Raw genomic sequence first — 25,416 nt, 5'->3', positions numbered from 1 at the left:
CGTGTGCTACACCATTCGGGGAATTCGGCGCGGGACGGGGGTGGCCGGTGGTCGTGTTGTTGGTCTTCGTCGGGCTGTTGGGCCTGGTCGTGGGCTCATTTCTGAACGTCGTCATCCACCGCGTCCCGGTCGGCGCCTCGGTCGTCTCACCGCCGTCGGCGTGCCCGAACTGTGATGTGAGGATCCGTCCGCGACACAACATCCCGGTCGTCGGCTGGTTGTTGCTGCGCGGCAAGTGTTCCGACTGCGGCGCGCCGATCAGTGTCCGCTACCCGCTGGTCGAGCTGCTGACCGGTGTGCTGTTCGTGGCGGTGGCGCTGCGCGTGACGACGCCGGAACTGCCGGCGTACCTGTACTTCACGGCTATGGGCATCGCGCTGTCGGCGATCGACCTGGAGACGCGGCGGCTGCCCAACGCCATCGTGCTGCCGTCCTATCCGGTCATCGCGGTGCTGCTGACCGCGGGTGCGGCGTTCCAGTGGGACTTCTGGGCGCTGCTGCGGGCCGGCATCGGGGGAGTGGCCCTGTTCGCGTTCTTCTGCGTGCTGGCGGTGTCGTTCCCGGCCGGGATGGGTTTCGGCGACGTGAAGCTGGCCGGCATCATCGGCATGGTGCTCGGTTTCCTGTCGTGGCGGGCGCTGGTGATCGGCGGCTTCGCCGGCTTCCTGCTCGGCGCGGTCGTGGGCGTCGCGGTTATGGCGGCCCGCAAGGGCAACCGGCGCACGGCGCTGCCGTTCGGGCCGTTCATGGTCGCCGGGGCGCTGCTGGCGGTGTTCACCGCCGACGCGCTGACGGGAGCCTACCTGCGCACGTTGGGCCTGTTCTAGCGTTTACTGGACCAGCTCAGCACGGAGATCTGCCGGCGGCCCGGGGTCGGCGTCGTCGGGTCGGCGTCCACAATGGCCACTCGTGCGGTAAGGGCCGGGGCGCCGCTTGGCGTGCAGGTCGCCGAGTTCGGGCACAGGTAGGCCGAGAGGAAGACGCTGAGCACGAAGCCGGGGGCGTCGTCGGGGACCTCGATCACCGGCCCGGTGTAGCCGAAGCTGCCGGTTTCCTTGACCCACAGCGAACGGGCGATCACGCCGAACCGGAACACCTGCTCGGTGGCATTGTTCAGGGTGATGTCCAGCACCGCGGCCGGCGTGTAGGTGGTGCCCTGCACGTAGATCAGGCCGCCGGAGTTGTTGATCGTCGTCACGACGGCGCAGGTGCCGCCGCTGCCATACGGGGTGGCGGTGACGCAGCCGTTCTGGGCGCGCAGGGCCGGCGGTGTGTACGTCAGGTCCAGCTGGACGGAGTCCAGCTGCTCGGTGCCTTTGTGCTTCACCGCGGCGGTGTAGGCCAGCTGTGCGCCGGTGAACGTGCCGTTGTAGACCTGCTGGGCCAACGTTCCGGTACCGCCCTGGGACACGTCGATCAGGTCGGTGTGCAGGACGTTGTCGCCGTAGGACGGAACCGTTGCGGTGTAGGCGGTCCCGCCGGTCGGGGTGATCTTGACCGACAGGTTGTCCATTGCGGAGCCGGCGGTGTTGCCGTGTACGACGCGCAGCTGGGCCGACTTCAGCACCGATCCGGCGGGAATGGCGGCCGGTGGGCCGTAGCCGCCGAGCGTTACGGTCGTGGACTGGTTGCCGTTGCTGTTGTTGACCCAGGTCGCCAGGTTGCCATCCACATTGGACAGACTTGCCACGGTTGCGTTGGTGAAGTTGCCCGCCGACACGACGCTGGTGGCCTTGAGCGTGTTGGTGGTGTTGGTCTCCGTGCCGGAGGTGAGGCCGTACACGGCGATCGGCGGCTTGTTCGCGCTGTACGTGCCGCAGATCTCGGCCTGCCCGGCCTTCACGGCCAGCTGGCTGTCACCGCCGAAGACGAACTGCACGCCGACCGCGTGCGCGTCGTTGATCGGGTTGTCGCAGGAGCCCGGGATCGCCGCCGGCACGGGCGGCTGCGCGATGATTCCGCCGGCCGCGTTCACCGGCGTGCCGGCGACCAGGTAGCCGTCGTTGACCGTCCACAGGTCGCTGCCGCTGCCGAGCAGCGGATTCGTGCTGTTGTGGAAGTCGAAGTAGTAGGTGCCGGGCGTGAACCACCAGGTGCTGTGCTTGCACGAGCTGTTGCCGGCCATCATGGCCGACAGGCCGACCGCGTCGTCGTAGTAGCCGGGCATGAACTTCACCACGGAGTTCGCAGTGGTGCAGGCCGGCAGGTTCTGGTGCGCCGGCACGGTGCTGATCGTCGCCGCGTACCCGGGGTCGTTGCCCAGCGGATTGGCCGTGTTGCCGTAGTTGCACTGCGCGGCCGGCGTGCTCGTCACGGTGCCGGCGCAGGCGCCGCGGGCATAGGCCGCCGCGTTGGTGACCAGGCTGCCCTTGACCATGTTGATGTTCGAGTTGGAGAACACCACGCCGTGCACGTTGAACGCCGAACCGGTCGGCTGCGTGATGTTGACGCCGTCCTCGCCGGCCACCCGGCCCAACGTCAGGATGGCAGTGCCGGGCCGGTTGCACGAGGACAGCGACGGGCACTGGATCAGCACCTTGGCCGGGTCGGCCGTGCACGTCACGGCGGCCGAGTCGGCGCCGGAGAAGGTGTTGAGCGCCAACGTGTCCGTGGCCTCGAAGCAGTGCTGGCCGGCGGCGGCGTTGTAAGAGCCGTTGCGCAGGTTGTTGATCGCCGCCTGCACCGCGCCGTCCGCCTCGTACGCCGCAGAGGCCTGGTCCCGCAGCGCGAGCGTGGTGCGCAGGCTGGTGTCGGTGATCGACAGCAGCGTGCCCAGCACGAGACCGAGCACGGTGACCACGATGAGCACCAGGATCAGCGCCGCGCCGCTGTCGTCGCCGCGTTTCATGACTGCCTCCGCTGGCCGGTCAGCGTGACCGGGTAGGGGTCGGCCTTCGGCATCGTGACGGTGAAGGCCAGGGTCATCTGCTGCGGCACCGGAAGGGCCGTGCAGGTGCTGGAGCAGGTCACCGCCGGCGTCGCGGTGTCGACGTCGTGGGCCAACACCGCGTCCGAGGGCTGCCCGCCGGCGACGCATTTCATCCGGTGCAGTTCGGTGCCGCGCAGGTAGTACGCCACGACGTCGGTCCGCACCGCCGGCGAGGGACCGGAGTAGTCCCAGTCGTCGGACAGCAGCCGCAGCAGCGCGGTCGGCGTGGCCGCGGTCCCGCAAGTAACGCCATCAGCGTTATATGCGGCATTGAGCTGCACCGACGGGAGGAAAGCGACAGTGCCGCCGGTCGAGCCGGCGGAGGAGTAGTCGCGCCGGCCGGTCGCCGCGAAGTCCTGGGCGAAGTAGGAGGCGCTGATCTGGGCGTCGTGCGACAGCGCCAGCCGGGCCTCGGTCGCGTCGGTGTTGCGGAACGCCACCACCAGCACGTTGCCGAAGCCGAGCACGATGACACCCAACACCACCACGGCGATCAGCAACTCGATGAGCGTGAATCCGCTGTCGTCACGAGTCAGGCGCATGGCGAGTCCGAGAGTCCGCAGGGCTTGCGCACGACCACGACCAGCTGCTCGCTGGCCCGGTCGTCGGCGCTCGCCACCTTGATGGTCAGCTGTTGCAGGCCGGTGTCCGGAGTGCAGCCGACCTGCCAGGCCGAGCCGTTCCAGTACCGCACCGACACGACCGACTTCGCGTAGCCCGAGGGAACCGTGAAACCGGTGGCGTAGCTGCCGGCCCCGGCACAGGCGACGTAGCCGCCGCCGGCGACGGCGTTGGTGATCGCCTCGCCGTAGTCCCGCACGGCCGCGGCGGCGGTGGCCTGCTTGCGGTGCACGTCGGAGAGCTGGACGCTGTTCACCAGCGCGCCGACCACCGCGACCACCGCGACGCCCATGATGACCACGGCGATCAGCAGCTCCAGCAGGGTCTCGCCCCGGTCGTCGGCCATCTCACACCTGCACCTGGTTGAAGATGCCGTACATGGCCGACACCAGGGCGATGGCCACGAAACCGACGATCAGGCCCATCACCACGATCACGATCGGCTCGATCAGCGCGGTCGCCTTCTTCAGCCGGTAGTCCAGCTCGCCCTCGTAGTACGCGGCGGTGACCTCCAGCTGGGTGTCGAGCGTGCCGGTGTCCTCGCCGACCCGCATCATCTGCGCCGCCGTGCGCGGGAACAGCCCGGTGGCGGCCAGCGGACCGGCCAGTCCCTGGCCCGACATCATCGACTCGGCCACCCGCCACAGCGCCCGCGTGAACACCCGGTTGCGTACCGACTCGGTCGCCACCCGCAGCGCCTCCGGCAGCGACACGCCGGCGCTGACCATGGACGCCAGGATCCGCGAGAACCGTTCCACCAAAGCGAATCTGATCGTGTCGCCGATCACCGGCAACCCGAGATACACCCGGTCGCGGGCGTATTTCCCCCACTCGAACTGGAGGACGACGATCAGCGTCGCGATGATCACGGCCGCGCCGGACATCAGCGCCCACCACCACTGGGTGAGAAAGTCCGTCACCGCCAACAACATCCGCGTCGGCAGCGGCAGCGTGGCGTGCAGGTTGGCGAAGAAGTCCTTGAACCGCGGCAGCACGAAGGTGGCCAGCACGACCACGGTCACGATGGCCATCACGAAGATCATGGCCGGGTAGATCAGCGCGGCCGTGATCTTGCGCCGGGCCTCCAGGTCCCGCTCAAGGTACCGGGCCAGCCGGTCCAGCACGGTGTCCAGCCGGCCGGACAGCTCGGCCGAGCGCAGGATGCCCCGGTAGAACTCGGGGAAGATCTTCGGGTGCCGGTCGAGGCAGTCCGACAACTTGTCGCCGCCGCGCAGACCGTCCTCGACCTGGCCCATCATCCGCCGCACCGACGAGTTCGGGGCCTCCTCGCCCAGTGACCGCACGGCGTCGATCAGCGGCAGCCCGGCCCGGACGAACGCGCCGAGCTGGCGGGACAGGTGCATGACCTCCTCGCGCTTGACCCGCGGCGCGGACAGCTCCGTGCGCAGCAGGCTCGGCCGCTCGGTGACCCGGATGTCGCGCAGCTCGCGTTCGTACAGGGCCAGCTCGGCCGCCTCGCGGGTGGCCGCCTTCTGCACGCCGCGCGCCGGCATCCCGTCCGGACCCGTTGCCACATAAGCGTATCTGGTCATCACGCCACCCCGGGCAGGTAGACCGACCGCAGCACCTCGGACAGGCTGGTCATGCCCTCGCCGACCAGCCGCACGGCCTCGTCCTGGAGCGTGCGCATGCCTTCGTAGCGGGCCAGTTTGCGGATCTCCCCGTGCGGCGCGCGTTCCAGCACCAGCTCCCGCACGCCGTCGGTGACCGGCATCATCTCGTACACTCCGATTCGGTCCAGGAACCCGGTGTGGGCACAGAAGTTGCAGCCCGCGCCGTGCAGGAAGCCGCCGGGCGGGGCGGTGCCGCCGATCGCGTCCAGGAACGCCAGCTCCTGGGCTGTCGGCTGGTAGTACGAGCGGCAGTGCCCGCAGATCCGGCGCACCAGCCGTTGCGACACCACGGTGCTGACCGACGAAGCGACCAGGAAGTTCTCGATTCCCATGTCCAGCAACCGGTGCAGGGCCGAGGCGGCGTCGGTGGCGTGCAACGAGGACAGCACCAGGTGACCGGTCAGCGCCGACTGCACGGCGATCCGCGCGGTCTCCACGTCGCGGACCTCGCCGACCAGGATGACGTCCGGGTCCTGCCGCAGGATGGAGCGCAGCCCGCCGGCGAACGTGATGCCGGCCGCCTCGCTGATCTGGATCTGGTTGATCGACGGGAAGGTGTACTCGACCGGGTCCTCGATGGTCATGATGTTGCGGTCGGGGCTGTTGATCTCGCCCAGCGAACCGTAGAGCGTGGTCGTCTTGCCGCTGCCGGTCGGGCCGGCGCAGATCAGCATGCCGTACGGGGCGCGCAGCAGCGTGGTGTACCGCTCGACCATCGCCGCCGGCATGCCCAGTTGGTCCAGCCGGAACAGCGGCCGGCTCTTGTCCAGCAGCCGCAGCACCGCCTTCTCGCCGCCGACCACCGCCGCGGTGGACACCCGGATGTCCACGGCCCGGCCCTCCACCTCGGTGCTGATCTGGCCGTCCTGCGGGCGGCGCCGTTCCACGATGTTCATGTTGGCCAGGATCTTGATCCGGCTGACCACCGCCGGCCCCATCGACTCCGGCAGGTCCAGCACGTCGTGCAGGGCCCCGTCGACCCGGTAGCGCACCCGGATGCGGTCGCCGCCGGGCTCGATGTGGATGTCGGAGGCCCGGTCGCGCAGCGCCTGCGTGATGATCATCTGCACCACGTGCACCACCGGCGCGTCCTCGGTGCCGCCGATGCCCTCGGCCCGCACCTGGTTGCGCCGCACGGCGTCGCGGGCCTCGAACTCCTTGACCTGCAAGCCGATGCCGGACAGCGCGCGGTAGTTGTTGCCGATGACGCCTTCGATATCGGCCCGGTCGGCCACCAACACGGTGATCGACCGCCCAAGGACCGCGTGCAGCTTGTCCTGCACCTCCCGGGTCGGCTCGGCCACGGCGACCACGACACCGTCACCGTCGGCCGACAGCGGGATCGCCGCCAGCTCACGGGCCTGCTGCTCGGACAGCAGCGCGACGGCCGCCGGGTCCGGCGCGACGGTGCTCAGGTCCACGCGTTCGAAGTCACGCAAGGGATTACGCGGTCTCATGCCGTCGCCCCCGCCCGCAGCCGCGGCTGCACGTCCTGCGGGTACAGGCTCCGCGCCACCGCGTCCTCGTACGTCACCCAGCCGCCCTGCACCAGCGCCGACAGCGACTGCTCGAAGGTCACCATGCCCTCGCGCTGCCCGGTCACCAGCGAGTTCCGCAGCTGGTTGGTCTTGCCCTCCTTGACCAGGTTGCGCACGGCCGAGTTGGCCACCAGCACCTCGTACGCCGCGACCAGCCCGCCGCCGATGCGGGGGAGCAGCCGCTGGTAGACGATGCCGGTCAGTGCGGCGGCCAGCTGCACCCGCACCTGGGCCTGCTGCTCGGCCGGGAACACGTCGATGATCCGGGCCAGGGACTGGGCGGTGTCGTTGGTGTGCAAGGTGGCCAGCACGAGGTGCCCGGTCTCGGCGATGGTCAGCGCGAACCGGATCGACTCCAGGTCGCGCATCTCGCCGACCAGCAGCACGTCCGGGTCCTCGCGCAGGGCGGCCCGCAGCGCGTGCGGGAAGGACGGGGTGTCCGTGCCGACCTCGCGCTGGTTGACCGCGGCCCGCTTGTGCCGGTGCACGTACTCGATCGGGTCCTCGACGGTCAGGATGTGGCAGGCCCGCTCGGTGTTGATCTGGTCGACCACCGCGGCCAGCGTGGTCGACTTGCCCGAGCCGGTCGGCCCGGTGACCAGCACCAGACCCTGGTGCCGGCGGGCGAAATCGCTCAGCACCGGCGGCAGGCCCAGCTGGTCCATGGTCGGCACGGCCATCGGGATCATCCGCAGCGCGATGGTCGTGCTGCCGCGCTGGGTGAAGGCGTTGCCGCGGACCCGGGCGTCGGTCCGCCAGCTGAACGCGAAGTCGTACTCCTGCACGGTTTTCCAGGCGTCGTGCTGATCGGCGTCGAGCAGCTCGGCCAGCAGCTCGTCGGTGTGCTCGCCGGTCAGCGGCGGCCAGCCGGGCACGCCGGTGAGCTGTCCGTGCACCCGCAGCTGCGGCGGCATGCCGGCGGTGAGCAGCAGGTCGGTGCCGCCGGCCTGCCAGAGTTCGGCGAGCAGGCCGTCGACCCGGCCGCCCGCTTCCGGTCCGTGCATCGCTTTCCTCCCAACGAAAGTGATAGGAGGGCCGGGTGACCCGGCCCTCCTCAGTGGACGGTCACGGAGCCGGGTAGCAGGCAGCGCCGCCGACGATCGCGCCGGTCACGGTGCCCTCGGTGGTGCCGGAGCCGGGGGTGTAGGTGATCGTGTACTTCGCGTTCGGGGTGCCGGGAACGGGCGGGGACTGCTTCAGGTAGTTGTTGCTGACCAGCGTCGCGATGTCCCCAGCCCAGGTGCCCTTCTTGGCGTAGTAGGCCTCGCTGGCCACCTCGACGTTCTTGGCGTCGGCCTTGCAGGCCGCCGCGACACCGTCGTTGTTGAAGGCGCTCACGGCGAACACGACGATGCCGGCCAGCACGCCGAGGATGACGATGACGATCAGCAGTTCGATCAGGGTGAAGCCGCTCTCGTTCTCGCGGGCGGCGCGGATCTGCTCAATCATGGCGTTTCCTTTACCGGTTGGGTGTTTGTCAGCAGTGGTCGATGCACGTTTCGGCGAAGCGGCGCACGGACCGGCTGAACGGGTGGTCCGGGAGAGCGGCGGCCAGCGGCACGCCCTGGTTGATGGACGCCGGCACGGCGCGGGTCGCCGGCAGCTCGCCGTCCACGCGGTTGCGCACGACGGCGTCGATCTCCCGCGGGCCGAGCCGGATCTCCGGGTCCACGCGGTTGAGCACGATCCGGCGCCCCCGCCGGTCGTACGTGAGGAGGTCGAGCATGTCCAGGGCCAGCCGCATCGCCTTGAGCGACGGGCGTTCGGACGTGCCCACGAGCACGTGGTGCCGGGCCGTGTCGAGCGCGGTCAGCACCTGCTCGGTGAACCGGGTCGGCGTGTCCACGACCACGTGGTCGTACTCGCCTTCCAGTGCGACGAGCAGTTCCGCCACGAACATCGGCGAGAACCGCTCGGCGTCGCCCGGCTTGGCCTGGGCCAGCGCGCAGTCCAGGCCCGGCCGGTACGGCGTCACCAGCGGCGACACCGGATCGATGCCCAGGGCCGCGGCGGTGCCGCCGGTGTCAAGGGACAGGTCGACCAGGCACACCTGCGCGCCCTGTGCGGCGAGCACGGTGGCCAGGTTGATCGCGACCGTGGTCTTGCCGCAGCCGCCGGTCGCGCCGAGCACCACCGTGATCTGGCCGGGCCGGTAGGAGACCTCGGCCGGGTGGGCGTTCTGGCAGGCGTTGGCGACGGCCGTGGAGTCGTTGGCGTCGACGACGACCAGCACGCCGCCGCGGATCGCTCGCACCAGCACGTCGTCGTCGATCACGTGGCGCAGCAGGACGATGCCGGCGCCGGGCCGGGCGAGTCGAGCCTCGGCAGCGACCTCGAGCGCCGTGTGCAGCGGCAGGGTCGGGCCGAGGATCAGCACCCCGTCGTCGTCGTGGGGCAGCGCGCCGATCGCGCCGGCCCGCGTCGTCGCCACCCGGGGCTCGTCGGGGATGGCGGCCATCAGGCGGACCGCGACGACCGCGGTCGGCTCGTAGAGGAGAGCCATCTCGGTCACCCCGCTTCCGCTCGATGCGCTGGACACTGCACAGCGTGAGCTTCTCGGGATGGCCGTCACAGAGGGTGAACAGCCGACGTGCGCCGCCGATCAGACGACGCACGTCGGCCGTTCGGCCGACAGGGTCAGATCACTACCAGCGCGAACACGTCGGAGTAGGCCGACACGTAGAGCGAGCTCTCCGGGTGGAACACGCGCAGCGACAGCGTGGCCGAGACGTTGAAGCTGACGTCGATGTCGAACGCGCCGTTGGGGCGGCAGGTGTCGCTGAAGACGTTCACCCAGACCCCGGCCTGGAGCTGCTGCACGAAGAGGGTCTCCGTGCCGGTGGCGTTGGACCGGGCCAGGTCGTCGATACGGCCCTTGACCTGGGTGTGCTCGCCCTTCTTGACCTTGCCCTTGGCCGCGGCGGCCTGGACCTTCATCTTGTGCTTGGCCGGCGCGTGCACGGCCGCCGGGGCGGCGGAGGCGACGACGGGGGTGGCGGTGAGCGCCGCACAGCCCACCGTCAGCGCGGCGAGGGTGCGGACCAGTGGTGACATACGCATGCCGGCAGTGCAGCGCACGTTCCGTGAGCGTTCACGGCAGACGCGCCGTACAAGATCATTTGATCAGCCGTTCGAGTGAAGGAGCGCGGCGATCCGGTCGGCGTCGGCCGGCTCGGCCCGGAAGGTCACGAGCTTCTGCTCCGGGTCATCGGCCACCTGGAGCACCAGCAGCCCCAGGTCGAGCCGGCCGAGCTCGGGATGGTGCAGCACCTTGCGGCCGGAGCTGAGCGGCGCGATGTCGTGACGCGGCCACCAGTCCCGAACCTCCTTGCTGCACAAGCGAAGCCGTTCCAGCAGCGCCTCGTACGCCGGGTCGTCCGGATGGCGTGCGGCGGCCGTGCGGAACCGAGCCAGCTGCGCCCGGGCCTCTGCCTCCCACTCGACCAGCACGGTCCGCGCCTTCGGATCGACGAACGTCCACCACAGGATGTTGCGCTCCGCCGGCGGCAGCGCCGGCCAGTCCGTCCACAGTGCACACGCCGATCTGTTGGCGTGCAACACATCCCAGTGCCGGCCACTGACGTACGCCGGATGCGGGTCGAGCCGGTCCACCAGGTCGGCCACGCCTGGCACGAGCACCTCCGGCGGCCGCTCTTCCCGTGCGCCATGGACCAGTGCCCGCATGTGGTCACGCTCTGTCGATGTCAGCCGCAGCGCGTCGGCGAGGGCGTCGAGGATCTGCTGCGACGGGCTGACGTCCCGGCCCTGCTCGAGGAACGTGTAGTACGTCGTCGAGATCCCGGCCAGCTGCGCCACCTCCTCGCGCCGCAGCCCCGGCGTGCGACGACGGCCGTGCGGCGGCAGGCCCACGTCCGCCGGCTGGAGCGCCTCCCGGCGGGTGCGCAGCAGATCGGCCAGCTCACTCATCCTGGTACCCGTCTTACTAGCAAAAGCGGCAGCTGGTTGGCAGCCTAGCCGCCGGTTAGCGTCGCCACGTGAAGATCGAGAACCACTGGCTCGACGTGCCCGTCGACGGCTCGGCTGAGCCCATGTCCGCCTACGTCGCCCAGCCCGCCGAGCCCGGTCTGCGCCCGACCGTCCTGGTGGGCTTCGAGATGTTCGGCGTGACCGACTACGTGCGGTCGGTCGCCGACCGCATCGCGGCCCTCGGCTACACCGCCGTCGTGCCGGACTTCTACCATCGCAGCGGCCGTCGCATCAGCCTGCCCGCCACGGCCGAAGGCCGAACCCGGGGCCTCGACCTGCTGTCGGAGGTCACCCGTGACGGCGTCGACCGTGACCTGCGGGCCCTGCTCGACGAGTTCCCCGGCCCGCACGCCATGGTCGGCCTCAGCGTCGGCGGCCACATCGCCTACTACGCCGCCACCCAGTTCCCGCTCGCCGCTGTCGCCACGTTCTATCCCGGCTGGCTCACCGACGACACCATCCCGCTCGGCCGCCCCACGCCCACCCTCGACCTGACGCCGGGCATCAAGGGACGGCTGCTCTTCCTCGTCGGCGACGGCGATCACCTGTTCACCCCGGCCGTCCTCGACGAAATCGCGGGCCGACTCGACGGGGTAGACCACGAATTCGTCGTCTACCCCGACACCCCGCACGGTTTCTTCTGCCACGAGCGGGACACCTACCGCCCCGATGCCGCGGACGACGCCTTCGCCCGTGTCACGGCGCTACTGGCCGAGCAGCTGCGCTAGGTGTACTGCCTTGGGAGGTTGCGAACGGGCAGACACGTGAACCGATGATCTTGAAATGAGGGAAGGCCTCCAGGTTCGGTGTGGATTGCGACGTCTACACCGAGCTCCCGGAGGCCCTCATGCCCCACTGTAACGCACCCTTGACCGAGCTGGGCAGGCTGCGGCTGGCCCGCTGCGTCGTGGACGACGGTTGGCCACTGCGACCAGCGGCCGACCGGTTCCAGGTCTCGGTCAGCACCGCTCAACGCTGGGCGCGGCGCTACCGCCAACTCGGTGCCGCTGGCATGGTCGACCGGTCCTCCCGTCCTCGCACCAGCCCTGGCCGTACCCCTACCCGCACCGAACGCCGCATCATCAAGGTCCGCGTACTACGCCGCTGGGGACCGGCCCGCATCGCCTACCTGCTCGGCCTGAACCCGGCTACGGTGCACCGGGTGCTGCGTCGCTACGGCCTGGCTCGCCTGACGCATCTGGACCGCGCCACCGCGCAACCCATCCGCCGCTACGAACGCGACGCTCCCGGCGACCTGATCCACGTCGACATCAAAAAGCTGGGCAACATCCCCGACGGCGGCGGTCACCGGGTGCACGGCCGTCAGATCGGCGGCCGCAACAGCCAACGCGACCCGCAGCGCCTACCGCAACCCCTTGCTGGGCTACGGATTCCTGCACAACGCGATCGATGATCACTCCCGTCTGGCCTACACCGAGATCCTGCCCGACGAGACCAAGGAAACCGCCGCCGCGTTCTGGCAGAGGGCGCAGACCTTCTTCCACACCAACGGAATCACCGTCAAACGGGTACTCACTGACAACGGGTCCTGCTACCGCTCACGACTCTGGCGCGACACCCTGGCCGCCGCAGACATCACCCACAAACGCACCCGCCCCTACCGGCCCCAGACCAACGGCAAAGTGGAACGGTTCAACCGCACCCTGCTCGACGAATGGGCCTACGCCCGCCCCTACCGGTCCGAGACCGAACGCCGCCAGGCCCTGCCGCAGTGGCTACACGCCTACAATCACCACCGCGGCCACACCGCGCTCAAGGGCCTACCCCCAGCCAGCCGCGTTCCCAACCTCACGGGTCAGAACAGCTAGGCCCAGTTCGGCGAAACGCGGGCCCATCAGGCGATGGGTCTCGGCGTCGGGGTGCAGGTCGTCGGGCAGCGCGGGGTCGCCCTCGCGGTAGAGCTCCCGGCCGTCGAGGTAGTACAGGTTGGGGTCGTCGGCCGCGCGCTGCTTGACGATGCGTTCGAGCTCCTCACGGATGACGGTCAACGTGAGCTTGCCGGGCGCGGGCTCGCCGGTGGCGCGAAAGCGGAGCCGGTCGCCGTCCAGGTACGGCATGGAGGGGCCGGGCGTCTCCTCGTGGATCGGGCAGTAGATCGGGGAGACGACCAGCAGCGGTGTCGACGGGTGGCCCTCGCGGATGGTGTCGAGGAAGCCGTGCACCGCGGGGCCGAAGGCGCGCAGGCGCATCAGGTCGGCGTTGACGAGGTTGATGCCGAGCTTGAGGCTGATCACGTCGGCGGCGGTGTCCCGCATTGCCCTGGCCGTGAAGGGATCCAGCAGTGCGCCGCCGCCGAAGCCCAGGTTGATCAGCTCGACACCGGCTTGCGCGGCGGCGATGGCGGCCCACGTGCTGCTGGGGCTGGCGGCGTTGGAACCGTGGCTGATGGAGCTGCCGTGGTGCAGCCAGAGCGGGCGGTTGATGGTCACCGGCTCGATCGGGGTATCGGTGCGGAGCGCCACCAACTCGGTGATCTCGTTGTACGGCAACCAGATCTGCACTTCCTTCGACCCGGCCGGCAGGTCGAACCGGACCGTGCCGGCCGGGCCGGGGACCAGCTCGGCCTGGCCGGTGGCCATGGTGATGCGCAGCTGGTTGCCGCCGGAGACACTGGCCTGGCTGACCAGTTGTCCGTCGATCAACAGGTCGTACCGGCCGTCCGGCCGCGGCGGGCCGTCGACGTAGAAGTTCTTGGTGGGCAAGGCATCCAGTTCCACGGCGGTGGCTTCGGTGCGGAACACCAGGCGCACGCCGGCCGGTTGCGCCTCGGCCATGGTCAGCTGCGCGTCGGGGATCTGCACCCGCGCCCTCGCCGGCAGCCGGTGCGGGCGCACGCCCTGCTCGGTCGGCTCCAGCTCCAGTGCGCCGCGCAGCAGCTCGAGGGTGATCGGCGTGGTGATCCAGTCGGTCATGTCCCCACCCTGTCACAGGTGGCTCGGAAAAGTGGACCGAGTTCGGCAGGGATCGACGGTTTCGCTTGTCAAGCACTCACATTCGTGCGATCAACATCGACACTGCTCGTTCCTGCGACGAAATCAGTGGGTGTCGCAGCCCGCCGAATCCGCCCGGCGGCACCATTGAGCGCGCCGACATCTTCAAGGCGTTTGCGGCCAATGGAAATTCACCGCGCGCACGCATTCGGCCTAGAGGGTCGCGCCGGATCGGGCCAAGGACCCTTGTGTTCCTGGTGGACAAATCCGGCTGGCACGGCGACCGGGCCGGGCGCACCGCGCTGACGCGTACGAGACGGCGTTGTGGGCCAACGGAAATCGCGACAAACGGCCCACGTGCAGCTGATCGACCCGGCCGACATCGCGCGGGCGGCCCGGGTCAAAGTGTTGTGCTGCATGCAGTTGCAGTTGGCCGGCGGGAGGTCGGCAAGCAGGCCGATCTCGTGCACACCGACCGCAATGTGTCCTGAGTCACAGCGTCCGACATTCGGGACATCACGGCCGTTCTTGCCATGGTGGGCGGTGAGATCGTGTATCATGGTAGCGTTTCGACTATGGCCATTCCGGCCGTTTTTGCCGTCAGGGCAGCGCTTCTGGCCACCGGAGCCCGCACGTTCCCTGGTCGCGGTCACGCCTCCGAAGGGCACTGATCGACCGCTGGCCGACGAGAATCCACCGCTGAGCGGCGGAAAGGAACCGCTGGGCAGTTGTCGTGCCCGAAAGGCTAACGATCAGTGTCGCGGCCGCGAATAGTCGCGTAGCCGGGATTCCCAAGTCTCCACCCGGTGCCGCGTGGTCCCCCTGTCACCCCCGAGCGGGGGGATCACGTCGGCCGAAAGAACTCCCCGATCGCCGCGGCCACCAGCGCCGGCTGCTCCTCCGGCAGATAGTGGTCGCTCGGCACCGCGTGGCCGGTCACCTCGGCCGAATATTCCCGCCACACCTCCACCACGTCGTAGGTCCGGCCGACAAAACTGTGCTCGCCCCACAGCGCCAGCACCGGACAGGCCAGCAGCCGGCCGGCGTCGGCGTTGTCGTGCACCAGATCCGCGCCCGCCGCCGCCCGGTAGTCGGCGCAGGAAGCGGCGATCGCCGCCGGATCGGAGAAGCAGCGCACGTACTCGTCGACCGCGGCCGGGTCGAACGCTGTGCCGCCGCTGTGCCGGGAGTTCATCCGTGACCGGATCCAGAACTCGGGCTCGGCCGCGAGCAGCCGCTCCGGGATGCCGTTGCCGTTGGCCAGGAAGAACCAATGGAAGTAGCCCAACCCGAACGCCGCGTCAACATTGTCGAACGTGTGGCGGGTCGGCACGATGTCCAGCACGGCCAGCCGTTCCACCGCGGTCGGCGTGTCCAGGGCCATCCGGTGCGCGACGCGGCCGCCGCGATCGTGCCCGACCACCCCGAAACGGTCGAAACCCAGTTGCCGCATCAGGGAAACCTGGTCGGCGGCCATGGCCCGCTTGGTGTACTCCGGCTCGCCGGCCGTCGGCGCGGGCTTGTCGCTGTCGCCATAACCACGCAAATCGGCCAGCACCAGGGTGAAGTCCGAGGTCAGCAGCGGTGCGACCCGGTGCCAGATCAGGTGGGTCTGCGGATAGCCGTGCAGCAGAAGCAGCGGCGGCCCGTCGCCCGCGACCGCGCAGTGGATGCGCACCTCGCCGGTGTCGATGTCCTGGTACACAAAGGAATCCGGCAGCAGGCTCATACGAACTCCACCACCGTCTTGGTGAACTCCACGGTCGTCGCGGTGCCGCCCAGATCCGGCGTCCGCACCGGCGACTTGGCCAGACAGGCGGCGATGGCGTTCTCCACCTGGGCCGCCGCCTCGGCGTGACCGAGGTGGTCCAGCAGCAGCGCCGCGGTCCAGATCGCGCCGAGCGGATTGGCCACCCCGCGCCCGGCGATGTCCGGCGCCGAGCCGTGCACCGGCTCGAACATCGACGGGAAATCCCGCTCCGGGTTGAGGTTCGCCGCCGGCGCGATGCCGATGCCGCCGGCCACCGCCGCGGTCAGGTCGCTGAGGATGTCGCCGAACAGGTTGGAGCCGACGATCACGTCGAACCGGGTCGGGTCGAGCACCAGCTTGGCCGCCAACGCATCCACGTGCTCAGGCCGCCACGCCACGTCCGGATGGCTGGTGGCCACCTCGGCCACCACCTCGTCCCAGAACGGCATCGTGTGCACGATCCCGTTGGACTTGGTGGCCGAGGTCAGCACACCGCGCCGGTTCTCGGCCAGCGTGAACGCGTACTCGGCGATCCTGGTGACGCCGGCCCGGGTGAACACGGCTTCCTGCACGGCCATCTCCTCCGGGAAGCCGCGGTGCAGCCGGCCGCCGATCTCGCCGTACTCGCCCTCCACGTTCTCCCGCACCACCACCAGGTCGACCTCGCCCGGCAGCGCCGTCCGCACCGGGCTCGGCAGCCCCTCGAACACCTTGACCGGCCGCAGGTTCACGTACTGCCGGAAGCCACGGCGGATCGGGATCAGCAGCCCCCACAGGGAAACGTGGTCCGGCACCGACGGATCGCCGACCGCGCCGAGGAAAACGGCGTCGTGGTGGCGGATGCGGTCAAGGCCGTCGGCCGGCATCATCTCGCCGGTCTCGTGGTAGCGGGCGCACGACCAGTCGAACTCATCATACGCGAAACTGATGCCGTGCCGCGCGCCGACCGTGTCCAGCACATGCCGGGCCGCCGGCGTGACCTCGTGGCCGATGCCGTCGCCGGGGATGAGCGCGATCCGATGGGAGACCATGCGTCCGATCACAGCACCTCTGCTCGTGATCGGTCCAAGACCGGTTTCCAGCCCGTCTCATAGGCGTTGCCTATGAGACGCTGGCCATGAACGCCGCGGCGGCCGGACTCAGCGAATCCGGTCGGGTCGCCAGGGAGATGTGCAGGTAGGCCGCGGGTTCCAGGTCGTGCACCCGCGCCCCGCTTCGGGTGGCCAGGCCCGCCCAGGCGTCCGACAGCACGGCCATGCCGGTGCCGTTCAGCACCAGCGGCAGGATCGCCTCGCGGTGCTCGGTGTCGACCACCGCCGCCAGGTCCACGCCGCTGTCCCGGATCTGGTCCACCAGGCGCCGCATGCCGCTGCCGACCTGGCCGACGATCAACCGACGGCCGGCGAGCTCCTTGTGCTGCACCACGTGCCCCGGCGCGAACGGCCCGTCCGGCGGCGTGACCAGCACGAACCGCTGGCGCCACAACGACGTGAAGTGCACGCCGTTGGCCGTCGGCTCCTCGGTCGAGGCCAGCAGCCCGACCTCGACCGTGCCGGCCCGGACCATGTCGATCACCGACGACGCCGTGAAGGCCGCCTTCACCGCGACCGAAATGCCCGGATGCTCAGCCGTGAAGGCCCCGATCAGGCTGGGCAGCGGCTCCACCGCCTGCGACGGCGTCGCCGCGATCTCCACCCGGCCCACGACCAGCCCCGACACCGACTCCACGCCGGCCCGTGCCGTCGCCAGGCCCCGGACCACCTGCCGCGCCGGCTCCACCAGGGCCCGGCCGGCGTCGTTGAGCACCAGCTTTCGGCCGATCCGGTGGAACAGCGGCTGGCCCAGGTCCTTCTCCAGGGTGCGCAGCGCCTGCGACAGCGACGGCTGGGCCACGTACAGCGCGGCCGCGGCCCGGCTCATGCCGCCGTGGTCCACCACCGCCAGGAAGTACTCCAGCTGCCGAGCGTCCACAGTGGGCAGTATCGCAGTCCGTCACCCGTTCCGGGGTATATCGACCCACCGGCGGTGATCACTAGGCTGGTCGGCGACTGCGAGGAGGCAACGGGTGGAGCGACCGGACTGGGCCCCCAAGGACGTCGACATCGAGAAGGCCAGCGCCGCGCGGCTGTACGACTACTTCCTGGGCGGCAGCTACAACTTCGAGGTCGACCGCGCGCTCGGGCGGCAGATCGAGCAGGCCGCGCCCGGAGTGCCCGAGTTCGCCTTCCTCAACCGCGCCTACCTGCGGCGGGCCGTCCGCTACATGCTGGCGCAGGGCATCGACCAGTTCCTCGACCTCGGCTCCGGCATCCCCACCGCGGGCAACGTGCACGAGATCGCCCAGAACACCAACCTCGACGCCCGCGTGGTGTACGTGGACAACGAGCCGGTGGCCGTCGCGCACGCCGACCTGATCCTCGAGGACAATCCCACCGCGGTGGCCATCGAGGCCGAGCTCCAGGACCACGTCACCGTGCTCGGGCACGACAAGACCCGTGCGGTGCTCGACTTCAGCCGGCCGATCGGGCTGCTGGCCGTGGCCGTGCTGCACTTCCTGCCCGAGGGCGTCTCCCCGTACGAGGTGCTGGCCGCCTACCGCCAGGCCCTGCCGGCCGGCAGCTACTTCGCGCTGTCGCACCTCACCCGGGACGTCGGCAGCGACCAGGTGGACCAGATCATCCGGCTCTACGCCCAGTCGCAGAACCCCATCACCGCGCGGGGCAAGGACGACATCGCCGGCATGTTCGCCGGATTCGACCTGGTCGAGCCGGGCATCGTCTTCACGCCGCTGTGGCACCCGGAGTCGCCGGAGGACGTCGGCGACCACCCCGACCGCAGCGGCGCCTTCGTCGGCGTCGGCCGCAAGCCGTAGCGATCGGGGCTGTCGATGACCCGGCCCCGATTTCGCGATGATCGGCTGCGTCGGGCGGTGTAAACCTTTACCCCGATTCTCCGGCGTTGCTACAGTCCGGCCACGCCGTCGCGACCCTGCCATCCCTGCGGAGTCAAGACATGAGTATCGGTCGACTTCTCCTGGCCCTGAGCGCAGCACTGACCCTGATCGCCACCCCCGCCTCGGCTGCCCCCGCCGGCCCGATCGGCTCGGGCTGGACGGAGATCATCCCCCAGTACCAGCTGGACGAGCCGCCGGGCCTGGTCCGGCACACCGAGACCAACGGGGTGCACCACCTGTGGGTGCTCAGCACCGATCCGAGCAAGTACCCCGGCCGTGACTCCGGCCCGCGGGCGGAGTTGCGCTTCTTCAACGACTACACGTCCGGACAGGCCCAGTTCCAGGCCGACATCAAGGTGGCCGCCGGCTGCTCGCGCGCCTCGATCATGCAGGTCTTCGGCGCGCAGGGCCGGGCAACCGCGTTCATGGCCTGGGCCATGCCGAATCGCCTGTCGTACTACGACCAGTCCACGCTCTACCAGCCGCTCTACGACCACTACCTGACCCTCAACGTCGTGCACGACACCGCGACCGGGAAGGTCAGCGTCTACGTCAACGGCGTGGCCCACGGCGTGTTCCAGGACCACGGCGCCGCCAACCACTACTTCAAGGTCGGCGTCTACCACCAGAAGGGCATGTCGGCCCGCTGCGACGTGGACGTCAAGAACATCCACATCTACCGCAAGTAGCGCCCGGGGCTGCGCCGCCCCGACGTCGGCGCAGCACCCGGTATTTCAGTCCCGTGCGTCCCGCGCGGCGGCGTGCCGGAACTTGTGCCGGTAGGAGCGGGCGGTGGTGCCGACGTGGCGCTGGAAGTTGCGGCGCAACGTCTCCGGCGAGCCGAAGCCGACCATGCCGGCGATCTCGGCCACCGGGTGGTCGGTGGTCTCCAGCAGCAGCTTGGCCCGGTCGATGCGCTCCCGGTTGACCCAGTCGAAGATCGTCGTGCCGGTGGCCGCGCGGAACTTGCGGACCAGGCTGCGCTCGCTGATGAACGACTCCTCGGCCACCTTGGCCAGCGACAACGGCTCGTGCAGGTGCTCACGCAGCCAGGCCATCACCGGGGCCATCGGCTCACGGTCGTCGGCGCGCCGGGCCCGGGCGTCGCCACGCCACGGGGCGGCGATCACCGCCCGGCCGACGGCCTCGGCCCGCGCCCGGCCCACATCCATGGCCAGCAGGTGCAGCGCGAGATCGACGCCGGAGAGCATGCCGCCACCGGTGTGCACCCGCTCGTCGTCGATGAACGCGTGGTCGCCGTCGAGCCGAACGGACGGGAAGAGCTCGCGGAATTCGCGGGCATACTTCCAATGCGTGGTTGCGCGCCGACCGTCCAACACCCCGGCATAGCCCAACAGGAATACCCCGCTGCCGAAACCGACCATCCGCGCGCCGCCGGCATAGGCCACCCGCAACGCATCGATGAGCGCCGGACTACGCGGCGTGAGCGGATTCTCCACGCCGGGCACGACAACCGTGTCGGCGGTCGTCAGCGCATTCAGTGGAGCCAGTTCGGCCTGTTCGCCGCACAGCACGACTTCGTACTGGCCGGCGACATCGGACTCGGCCGCCGCTCTCGGTCCGAATACCTGGCGTACGACGTCGATATCGAGGGAAACGGCGTCCCCGGTGACGACGAGCGCGATGACGTGGCGGTAGCGGCCGCGGGACAGCGCGGGCCGCCCGGGGCCGCGGACGGTGTCGGTGCGCATCACGACGGCCTGCTGCCCGTGCGGCGTTGCCCGCCACACCTTGCCGTGGTTGCTGGCGAAAGTGGTGTAGGTCGAATGCACCTGCAGCGGCGTCGCCATGGTCGCCTGCCTTTCGTGATGTCCACGCACGCTCCTGCGGGTGGTATGCGGGGGTTGTCGAGAACGTACCCATCCGGGCGGGGAATGAGCATCAGTCATCCGACGGTGCCTGTGTAGGTCGCCCGTTACGTCATCGCGCGAATTGGCGGTCGCCGTGGCCGCTGTGGCGGACGTCCTGCGATCGAACACCCCGTGTTGAATGCCGTTCCGCTCGGCGTGTGAGATCGCCGTGAAGGAGAACGTTCGCATTTCAACTTCCGCTTCAGCATAGGGCCACCGGCGGTGGGGGACCAGTCCGATTCCCGCCTTCTCGGTGCCGGCGCTGTGCGGTATGGCGGGATATGTGCGATTGCCCGTTCGGTCGGGCCGGGAATACCGGCCGCGTGACAGCGTTGGCCAGAGACACCACCGCTGCTCACGGAGGATCGGCCCCATGAGATTCCAAGTCCTGGACATCCTGCCGCTGCTGGAGAACCCCGTGACCGGGCGGGTCGTCAGCCCGGCCGACCGATTCGCCCAGGCGCTGGCCAGCGCGCGGTTCGCCGAGGAGGTCGGACTCGACGCGGTGGCGCTGGGGGAGCGGCATGCCGGCCGGTTCCTGTCCGCCGGCGTCACCGTGCTACTGGGCGCGATCGCCGCCAACACCAGCCGGGTCCGCGTGCAGACCGGCGTCTCGGTGCTGTCCATTTTGGACCCGGTGCGGGTCGCCGAGGACTACGCCACCGTGGACCAGCTGTCCCGTGGCCGGCTGGAACTGGTCATCGGCAAGGGAAACGAGGCCAAGCAGCTGCCGCTGTTCAATGTCGAGCCCGGTCAGCAGTGGGACCAGCTGGCCGAGAAGTACGAGCTGCTGCGCCGGCTGTGGCGCGAGGAGAACGTCAGCTGGGAGGGCAAGTACCGGGCCCCGCTGACCGACGCCACCACGCTGCCGCGGCCCTATGCCGGCGCGCCCCGCGTCTGGCACGGCTCGGCGACCACCCTGACCTCGGCCGAGCTCGCGGCCAAGTGGGGCGACCCGCTGTTCAGCGCCAACGCGATCCAGCCGCGGGACAGCTACACCGAGCTGATCGACCACTACCGGGCCGAGTACCGCCGCCACGGCCACGACCCGCGCTACGCCTTCGTCGCCGCCGGGGCCGGCTTTCTGTACCTGGCCGACACCACCCAGGAGGCCAAGGAGCAGTTCGGCCCGGTGTACGAGCAGATCATCGCCATGCTCAACCGGATGAGCGACGGCTCGCGCGGCACCGCGACCCCGTACCGGGACATCGACCACGCCATCGCCGAGGGGCCGGTGCTGGTCGGCAGCCCGCAGCAGGTGATCGAGAAGATCCTCTACTTCCACGAGGCCTACCGGCACGACCTCCAGTCGTTCAGCCTGCCCACGATGCTGCCGCACGAGCAGCAGCTGGGCATGTTGGAGCGGCTGGCCTCGGACGTGATTCCGGTGGTGCGCAAGGAAGCCCCGACCACCCTGTGGACCGACGCCGACCCGTACGGCGGCCGTCCCGCGTTCGCCGGCAGCCAGACGCCGGACGCCGCCGCCGTGGTGGAGGCCGCTAGGCAGGCATGAACCGCTCGAACCAGCCGCCGATCCGGCTCAGGTAGTCGATCACGGTCGGATAGGTCCGGACGCCGTGCCCCTCCTCGGGATACACCACCAGCTCGGACGGCACCCCTTGGGCCACAAGGGCTTGGTGGAACTCTCGGCCCTGGCCCGGCGGTGTGCACCGGTCACGGCCGCCGACCATGGTCAGGCACGGCGTCCGGGCCTTGCTGGCGTGCAGGATCGGGCTGCGGTGGTGCACCTGGTTGTCCGGGCGCTCCGGATCCCCGTCCAGGAACCGGATTCCCCAGCCGGCGATGTTGCTCGTGTAGGTCTGGCTGTACCAGTCGGTCACCGGCGACAGCGGCACCGCCGCCGCGAAGCGGGTGTCCTGCGTGGCCAGCCAGGCCGCCATGAAACCGCCGTAGCTGCCGCCGATCACCCCGAGCCGCGCCGGGTCGGCGATTCCCTGTGCCACCATGGCGTCGACGCCGGCCAGGATGTCGGCGGCGTCGGCGCCGCCCATGTCGCCGAACACCTGCTCGGCAAAGCCCTGCCCGCGGCCGCTGCTGCCGCGCGGATTCGGGTTCAGCACGGCATATCCCTGTGACACCAAGAAAGGCACCCAGCTGAACCGCATGGCCCACTGGTTGCGGAAGGCCCAGATCGGCCCGCCGTGGACGTGCACGACCAGCGGGAACGGCCCGTCACCCTCGGGCCGGCAGAGGATGCCCTCGATCTCCAGGCTGTCCGGCGCGGTCCACGTGACGACCTCGGCCGTGCCGGCGACCGAGCGCAGGAAATCCGTGCCCGGGTGGGCGATCGACGCCAGCACTTCGTCGCCCAGCATCACCTGTTGCGGCAGCGCGTAGTTGTCCCGGATGGCCAGGATCCGGCCGTCCGCCGTGAACGCCCCGTCCGGGTAGAAGCTGTTGCCGCCGCAGTGCGACGACGTGGCCAGCAGCTCCGTCACCGTACCTGTGGGCACGTCGATGATGCCGGCAACGGAGTCCATGTGCCGCAAACCGAAGTACCCCAGCCGGTTGTCGGTGATCCACGCCAGCCGCGTGATGTCTGTGCCAGCCGTGTCCAGCTGCTTGGTACTGCCGGTCGTCGTGTCGTGCAGCAGCACGTCGCCGGCCACCAGCCACCGGTCACTGCACAACGCCTGCGCCACCGCGACATACCGGCCGTCGGGGGAGCCGACCGGCAGTCCAAGTTGGACGTCGCTGGTCAGCAATGTCTTGGTCGCACCGGAAAGCTCGATGCGGGACAGCACCCCGTCGTACCAGTCGTCTTCAGTCGGCCCGGTCGAGGTGATCGCGACGACCGCATCCGGCCCCGACCACCCGGCCTCCCAGCAGTTCAGCCCCTCGGGCGAAACCCTTCCGACCTCTTGACTGTCCACTGTGTACACCCACAGGCTGCGCCAGGCCTGCTCCGGCGGCGTGCCCGTATCGGTCTCCGGATACCAGGCCGGCCGCTCCGCCTTCGCGTAGTCGTTCTGCCCGGATCCCTGCCCGCTGGCCATGTCCGCGCCGACTCCGGCCACACCCAGCAGGATCCGCCGGCTGTCCGGGGACCAGTGCGCCCATTCGACCGTGCCCGGTACCTTCGTCGTCGCCAGCGCTTCGCCGAAATGCCCTTCCGCCAGCAGTTGCAGCTGGAACACGCCCGCCCGGGCCCGATCCGACAGAAACGCCAGCATCCGCCCGTCCGGTGAGAACCTCGGCCAGCAGGCCGATCCACCCCTCGCACTCACCGCCCGCAGCCGGCCGTTCTCCGCCGTGTACACCGCGCTGCGCGGCACCCCTACCAGCTCGTCCAGCACATCCGCCGTCACCACCGCCCGCCGCCCGTCGGGCGAGACGTCCGCCTCACGAATCGCCGACGGCCGCCCGAAGGCCGGCTCGTGCAGCGCGCGCAGGTGCTTCTCCACGGCCTGATACTGGGCGTCCGTCATAGGCACCGATTGTTGTCGCTCCGAGCCCTACGCGCCGCCGGATCCGCCCAAAGTGTCGATCCGGCGGCTCCCGCGGTCACCCCGGCAGCCCGTTGACCCGGATGGGATGCCTGTTCGGTCAGTCGACGAGTTCTCGTTGGGACAGCCGGACTTCCTCGATGTCGAGACGGGCCTGGAGCTGCCGCAGCACGGTGTCGTCGATGCGGTTCTCGTCGCGCAGCCGGACGACGGTGGCGCGCTTGCGGGCGAGCAGGGCGAGGCGCAGGGCGGTGTAGTGCTGGTCGTGGCGCAGCGCCGGCCCGTCGGCGTCGTCCTCGTCGCCGTCGTGGAGCACGTGCAGGTGCTTCTCGAACTCCTTGTTGAGCCGGGCCACGACATCGGGGTCGGTGCCGAGCTCGTCGGCCACCAACGGCATGGCGGCCAGGGCCTCCTCGGTGGCGATCCGCTGGGCCAACCGGCGCTCCGCGGCGACGGCGTTGTCATCGGGCAGGTGGGCCCAGCGCACGACTCGCGGCAGCACGAGACCCTGCCCGACCAACGTGACGATGATGACGCCGGCCGTGACGAACACGATCATGTCGCGACCGGGGAAGGCCGCCCCGCCCACGACCGTGTCGGGCACGGCCAGGGCGGCGGCCAGGGACACCGCGCCGCGGAAACCGGACAGGCCACTGACGATACGGCTGCGATGGCTCATCCGGCGCAGCCGCTGCGACGGCCGCCGGTCGACGGCCCGGATGATGTAGACGCTGACGAACAAGAACACGATCCGCACCGCGACAAGCACCACGCACACCACGCCGACAGTGATCAGCCCGAGGATCAGGTTACCGCTGGCCAGCCCACGCACGGCGGCGTGCGACTCCAACCCGACCAGCACGAACAGCGCCCCGTTGAGCAGGAACGTGGCCAGACCCCAGAAGCCCTGCGACAGCTGACGGGTCTCGGCCCGGCCGATCCGCGGCATCACCTGGCTCATGATCAACCCGGTCGTCACGACGGCCAGCACGCCGGAGGCGTAGATCGCCTCGGCCAGCAGGAAGGCCACGAACGGCGTGAGGATCATCGCCACGTTGCCCAGCAGCGGATCGTCCAGCCGACGGCGGATCGGGATGGTCGCGGCGGCCGTCACGACACCGGCGGCGATCCCGCCGACGTAGGCCACCACGAACAGCCCGCCCACGTGCGGGACGGTGAACTCCTGCTGCCCGACGGTGATCCCCACGGCCAGCGCGAAGATCACCAGCGCGGTGCCGTCGTTGACCAGGCTCTCGGCCCGCAACGTGGTGATCAGCCGACGCGGCAGCATCCGAGCCAGCACGCCGACGGCCGTCGCATCGGTCGGCGCGACCGCCGCGCCGAGCACCCACGCCGGCCCCCACTCCATGCCCAGCCAATGCGCGGCCGCCGCCACCGCGCCGGCCGTGACGACCACCAGCACCGTGCTGACCAGCACAATCCCGCGCAGGTTGTTGCGGATCTCGCGCAGCGACGTGGACAGGCTCTCCCAGTAGAGCAACGCCGGCAGGAAGAGCAGCAACACCACCTCGGACGGCAGCTGCACGTTCAGCACATCGGGCACGAACCCCAGCAGCACACCGCACGCCAGCAGCACGACCGGCGGGGCGACGCGGAAGCGCTGCGCCACCACGCCCGACACCAACACCGCAACACCCAGCGCCACCACGAGTTCAAGACCGAGCACGTCGACCTCCTTCGACCGCGGTAATCAT

General features: G+C 69.8%; 22 protein-coding genes and 1 pseudogene. 6 read left to right on the top strand and 17 right to left on the bottom strand.

The genetic code is table 11. The features are described from left to right. Positions 1-47 precede the first annotated feature (47 nt). Positions 48-827: a prepilin peptidase gene (locus M3Q35_RS12065; protein WP_273941788.1), complete on the top strand. Its 780-nt coding sequence runs from the start codon at positions 48-50 to the stop codon at positions 825-827. Here the strand turns inward: M3Q35_RS12065 and M3Q35_RS12060 are convergent. The 10 genes from M3Q35_RS12060 to M3Q35_RS12015 all read right to left on the bottom strand — a co-directional run bounded on the left by M3Q35_RS12060 (position 824) and on the right by M3Q35_RS12015 (position 10,649). Continuing rightward, entirely contained in the window at positions 824-2,848 is a 2,025-nt protein-coding gene (locus tag M3Q35_RS12060) for a hypothetical protein (RefSeq protein ID WP_273941787.1), read from the bottom strand. The two genes, M3Q35_RS12065 and M3Q35_RS12060, sit on opposite strands and share 4 nt — an antisense overlap. Continuing rightward, complete coding sequence (locus M3Q35_RS12055) at positions 2,845-3,471, bottom strand: PulJ/GspJ family protein (protein ID WP_273941786.1); 627 nt, start codon at positions 3,469-3,471, stop codon at positions 2,845-2,847. Before M3Q35_RS12055 ends, M3Q35_RS12060 begins: the two co-directional genes overlap by 4 nt. After that, complete coding sequence (locus tag M3Q35_RS12050) at positions 3,462-3,896, bottom strand: prepilin-type N-terminal cleavage/methylation domain-containing protein (protein WP_273941785.1); 435 nt, start codon at positions 3,894-3,896, stop codon at positions 3,462-3,464. The genes M3Q35_RS12055 and M3Q35_RS12050 overlap by 10 nt, the downstream gene beginning before the upstream one ends. 1 nt (position 3,897) lies before the next feature. Further along, positions 3,898-5,103, bottom strand: coding sequence for a type II secretion system F family protein (locus tag M3Q35_RS12045; RefSeq protein ID WP_273941784.1), 1,206 nt, complete (start codon positions 5,101-5,103; stop codon positions 3,898-3,900). Further along, positions 5,103-6,605: a GspE/PulE family protein gene (locus M3Q35_RS12040; protein WP_273941783.1), complete on the bottom strand. Its 1,503-nt coding sequence runs from the start codon at positions 6,603-6,605 to the stop codon at positions 5,103-5,105. The genes M3Q35_RS12045 and M3Q35_RS12040 overlap by 1 nt, the downstream gene beginning before the upstream one ends. Positions 6,606-6,637: 32 nt before the next feature. Continuing rightward, positions 6,638-7,726: a type IV pilus twitching motility protein PilT gene (locus M3Q35_RS12035; RefSeq protein WP_273941782.1), complete on the bottom strand. Its 1,089-nt coding sequence runs from the start codon at positions 7,724-7,726 to the stop codon at positions 6,638-6,640. A gap of 61 nt (positions 7,727-7,787) precedes the next feature. Beyond that, entirely contained in the window at positions 7,788-8,171 is a 384-nt protein-coding gene (locus tag M3Q35_RS12030) for a competence type IV pilus major pilin ComGC (protein WP_273941781.1), read from the bottom strand. Positions 8,172-8,199: 28 nt separating this feature from the next. Beyond that, a complete protein-coding gene (locus M3Q35_RS12025) occupies positions 8,200-9,225 on the bottom strand; it encodes a CpaE/TadZ family protein (RefSeq protein ID WP_273941780.1) in 1,026 nt (341 codons plus the stop codon). A gap of 134 nt (positions 9,226-9,359) precedes the next feature. Continuing rightward, complete coding sequence (locus M3Q35_RS12020) at positions 9,360-9,782, bottom strand: hypothetical protein (RefSeq protein WP_273941779.1); 423 nt, start codon at positions 9,780-9,782, stop codon at positions 9,360-9,362. A 63-nt stretch (positions 9,783-9,845) separates the two neighbouring features. Then, positions 9,846-10,649 (bottom strand): helix-turn-helix domain-containing protein, encoded by an 804-nt coding sequence (locus tag M3Q35_RS12015; RefSeq protein WP_273941778.1) that lies wholly within the window; start codon positions 10,647-10,649, stop codon positions 9,846-9,848. A gap of 68 nt (positions 10,650-10,717) precedes the next feature. On the opposite strand from M3Q35_RS12015, the gene M3Q35_RS12010 reads away from it, so the two are divergent. Both M3Q35_RS12010 and M3Q35_RS12005 read left to right on the top strand, forming a co-directional pair. Then, complete coding sequence (locus M3Q35_RS12010) at positions 10,718-11,437, top strand: dienelactone hydrolase family protein (RefSeq protein WP_273941777.1); 720 nt, start codon at positions 10,718-10,720, stop codon at positions 11,435-11,437. Positions 11,438-11,556: 119 nt separating this feature from the next. Continuing rightward, a pseudogene (locus M3Q35_RS12005) lies at positions 11,557-12,538 on the top strand (IS481 family transposase). Here the strand turns inward: M3Q35_RS12005 and M3Q35_RS12000 are convergent. From M3Q35_RS12000 to M3Q35_RS11985, 4 genes are all read right to left on the bottom strand, one after another. Beyond that, positions 12,491-13,642 (bottom strand): SGNH/GDSL hydrolase family protein, encoded by a 1,152-nt coding sequence (locus tag M3Q35_RS12000; protein ID WP_273941776.1) that lies wholly within the window; start codon positions 13,640-13,642, stop codon positions 12,491-12,493. The pseudogene M3Q35_RS12005 and the gene M3Q35_RS12000 overlap by 48 nt on opposite strands. Positions 13,643-14,504: 862 nt before the next feature. Continuing rightward, on the bottom strand, positions 14,505-15,389 hold the full coding sequence (locus M3Q35_RS11995; protein ID WP_273941775.1) for an alpha/beta fold hydrolase: 885 nt from the start codon (positions 15,387-15,389) through the stop codon (positions 14,505-14,507). Then, positions 15,386-16,441, bottom strand: a complete 1,056-nt coding sequence (locus tag M3Q35_RS11990) for a tartrate dehydrogenase (protein ID WP_273941774.1) — start codon at positions 16,439-16,441, stop codon at positions 15,386-15,388. Before M3Q35_RS11990 ends, M3Q35_RS11995 begins: the two co-directional genes overlap by 4 nt. A gap of 70 nt (positions 16,442-16,511) precedes the next feature. After that, on the bottom strand, positions 16,512-17,381 hold the full coding sequence (locus M3Q35_RS11985) for a LysR family transcriptional regulator (protein WP_273941773.1): 870 nt from the start codon (positions 17,379-17,381) through the stop codon (positions 16,512-16,514). Positions 17,382-17,475: 94 nt separating this feature from the next. Between M3Q35_RS11985 and M3Q35_RS11980 the strand changes: the two genes are divergently transcribed. Next, positions 17,476-18,282: an SAM-dependent methyltransferase gene (locus M3Q35_RS11980; protein WP_273941772.1), complete on the top strand. Its 807-nt coding sequence runs from the start codon at positions 17,476-17,478 to the stop codon at positions 18,280-18,282. Positions 18,283-18,422: 140 nt separating this feature from the next. After that, positions 18,423-19,052 (top strand): polysaccharide lyase family 7 protein, encoded by a 630-nt coding sequence (locus M3Q35_RS11975; RefSeq protein ID WP_273941771.1) that lies wholly within the window; start codon positions 18,423-18,425, stop codon positions 19,050-19,052. Positions 19,053-19,097: 45 nt separating this feature from the next. Here the strand turns inward: M3Q35_RS11975 and M3Q35_RS11970 are convergent, their stop codons facing one another. Further along, entirely contained in the window at positions 19,098-20,174 is a 1,077-nt protein-coding gene (locus tag M3Q35_RS11970; protein ID WP_273941769.1) for a GlxA family transcriptional regulator, read from the bottom strand. Positions 20,175-20,607: 433 nt separating this feature from the next. Here M3Q35_RS11970 and M3Q35_RS11965 point away from each other — a divergent pair, with 433 nt between their 5' ends. Beyond that, on the top strand, positions 20,608-21,747 hold the full coding sequence (locus M3Q35_RS11965; RefSeq protein WP_273941768.1) for an LLM class flavin-dependent oxidoreductase: 1,140 nt from the start codon (positions 20,608-20,610) through the stop codon (positions 21,745-21,747). Here M3Q35_RS11965 and M3Q35_RS11960 read toward each other — a convergent pair. Beyond that, positions 21,734-23,683 carry a S9 family peptidase gene (locus M3Q35_RS11960; protein WP_273941767.1) on the bottom strand — a complete coding sequence of 650 codons (1,950 nt, stop codon included), beginning with the start codon at positions 23,681-23,683 and terminating at the stop codon, positions 21,734-21,736. The two genes, M3Q35_RS11965 and M3Q35_RS11960, sit on opposite strands and share 14 nt — an antisense overlap. A 118-nt stretch (positions 23,684-23,801) precedes the next feature. Beyond that, positions 23,802-25,388 (bottom strand): Na+/H+ antiporter, encoded by a 1,587-nt coding sequence (locus M3Q35_RS11955; RefSeq protein ID WP_273941766.1) that lies wholly within the window; start codon positions 25,386-25,388, stop codon positions 23,802-23,804. Between the last annotated feature and the right edge of the window lie 28 nt (positions 25,389-25,416).

It is taken from the genome of Kutzneria chonburiensis (assembly GCF_028622115.1).
GTDB classification, from domain to species: Bacteria; Actinomycetota; Actinomycetes; order Mycobacteriales; family Pseudonocardiaceae; genus Kutzneria; species Kutzneria chonburiensis.
The sequence above is the reverse complement of the archived record's forward strand: the minus strand, read 5'-3'. Positions and strand labels throughout refer to the sequence as shown.

Excerpts from the sequence above, each read along its gene's own strand:
- M3Q35_RS12000 (WP_273941776.1), bottom strand. The coding sequence starts at position 13,642 with ATGACCGACTGGATCACCACGCCGATCACCCTCGAGCTGCTGCGCGGC.
- M3Q35_RS11965 (WP_273941768.1), top strand. The coding sequence starts at position 20,608 with ATGAGATTCCAAGTCCTGGACATCCTGCCGCTGCTGGAGAACCCCGTG.
- M3Q35_RS12050 (WP_273941785.1), bottom strand. The coding sequence starts at position 3,896 with ATGGCCGACGACCGGGGCGAGACCCTGCTGGAGCTGCTGATCGCCGTG.
- M3Q35_RS12030 (WP_273941781.1), bottom strand. The coding sequence starts at position 8,171 with ATGATTGAGCAGATCCGCGCCGCCCGCGAGAACGAGAGCGGCTTCACC.
- M3Q35_RS12045 (WP_273941784.1), bottom strand. The coding sequence starts at position 5,103 with ATGACCAGATACGCTTATGTGGCAACGGGTCCGGACGGGATGCCGGCG.
- M3Q35_RS11970 (WP_273941769.1), bottom strand. The coding sequence starts at position 20,174 with ATGGCGACGCCGCTGCAGGTGCATTCGACCTACACCACTTTCGCCAGC.
- M3Q35_RS12025 (WP_273941780.1), bottom strand. The coding sequence starts at position 9,225 with ATGGCTCTCCTCTACGAGCCGACCGCGGTCGTCGCGGTCCGCCTGATG.
- M3Q35_RS11960 (WP_273941767.1), bottom strand. The coding sequence starts at position 23,683 with ATGACGGACGCCCAGTATCAGGCCGTGGAGAAGCACCTGCGCGCGCTG.
- M3Q35_RS12020 (WP_273941779.1), bottom strand. The coding sequence starts at position 9,782 with ATGCGTATGTCACCACTGGTCCGCACCCTCGCCGCGCTGACGGTGGGC.
- M3Q35_RS11990 (WP_273941774.1), bottom strand. The coding sequence starts at position 16,441 with ATGGTCTCCCATCGGATCGCGCTCATCCCCGGCGACGGCATCGGCCAC.
- M3Q35_RS12055 (WP_273941786.1), bottom strand. The coding sequence starts at position 3,471 with ATGCGCCTGACTCGTGACGACAGCGGATTCACGCTCATCGAGTTGCTG.
- M3Q35_RS12035 (WP_273941782.1), bottom strand. The coding sequence starts at position 7,726 with ATGCACGGACCGGAAGCGGGCGGCCGGGTCGACGGCCTGCTCGCCGAA.
- M3Q35_RS12015 (WP_273941778.1), bottom strand. The coding sequence starts at position 10,649 with ATGAGTGAGCTGGCCGATCTGCTGCGCACCCGCCGGGAGGCGCTCCAG.
- M3Q35_RS12060 (WP_273941787.1), bottom strand. The coding sequence starts at position 2,848 with ATGAAACGCGGCGACGACAGCGGCGCGGCGCTGATCCTGGTGCTCATC.
- M3Q35_RS11975 (WP_273941771.1), top strand. The coding sequence starts at position 18,423 with ATGAGTATCGGTCGACTTCTCCTGGCCCTGAGCGCAGCACTGACCCTG.
- M3Q35_RS11995 (WP_273941775.1), bottom strand. The coding sequence starts at position 15,389 with ATGAGCCTGCTGCCGGATTCCTTTGTGTACCAGGACATCGACACCGGC.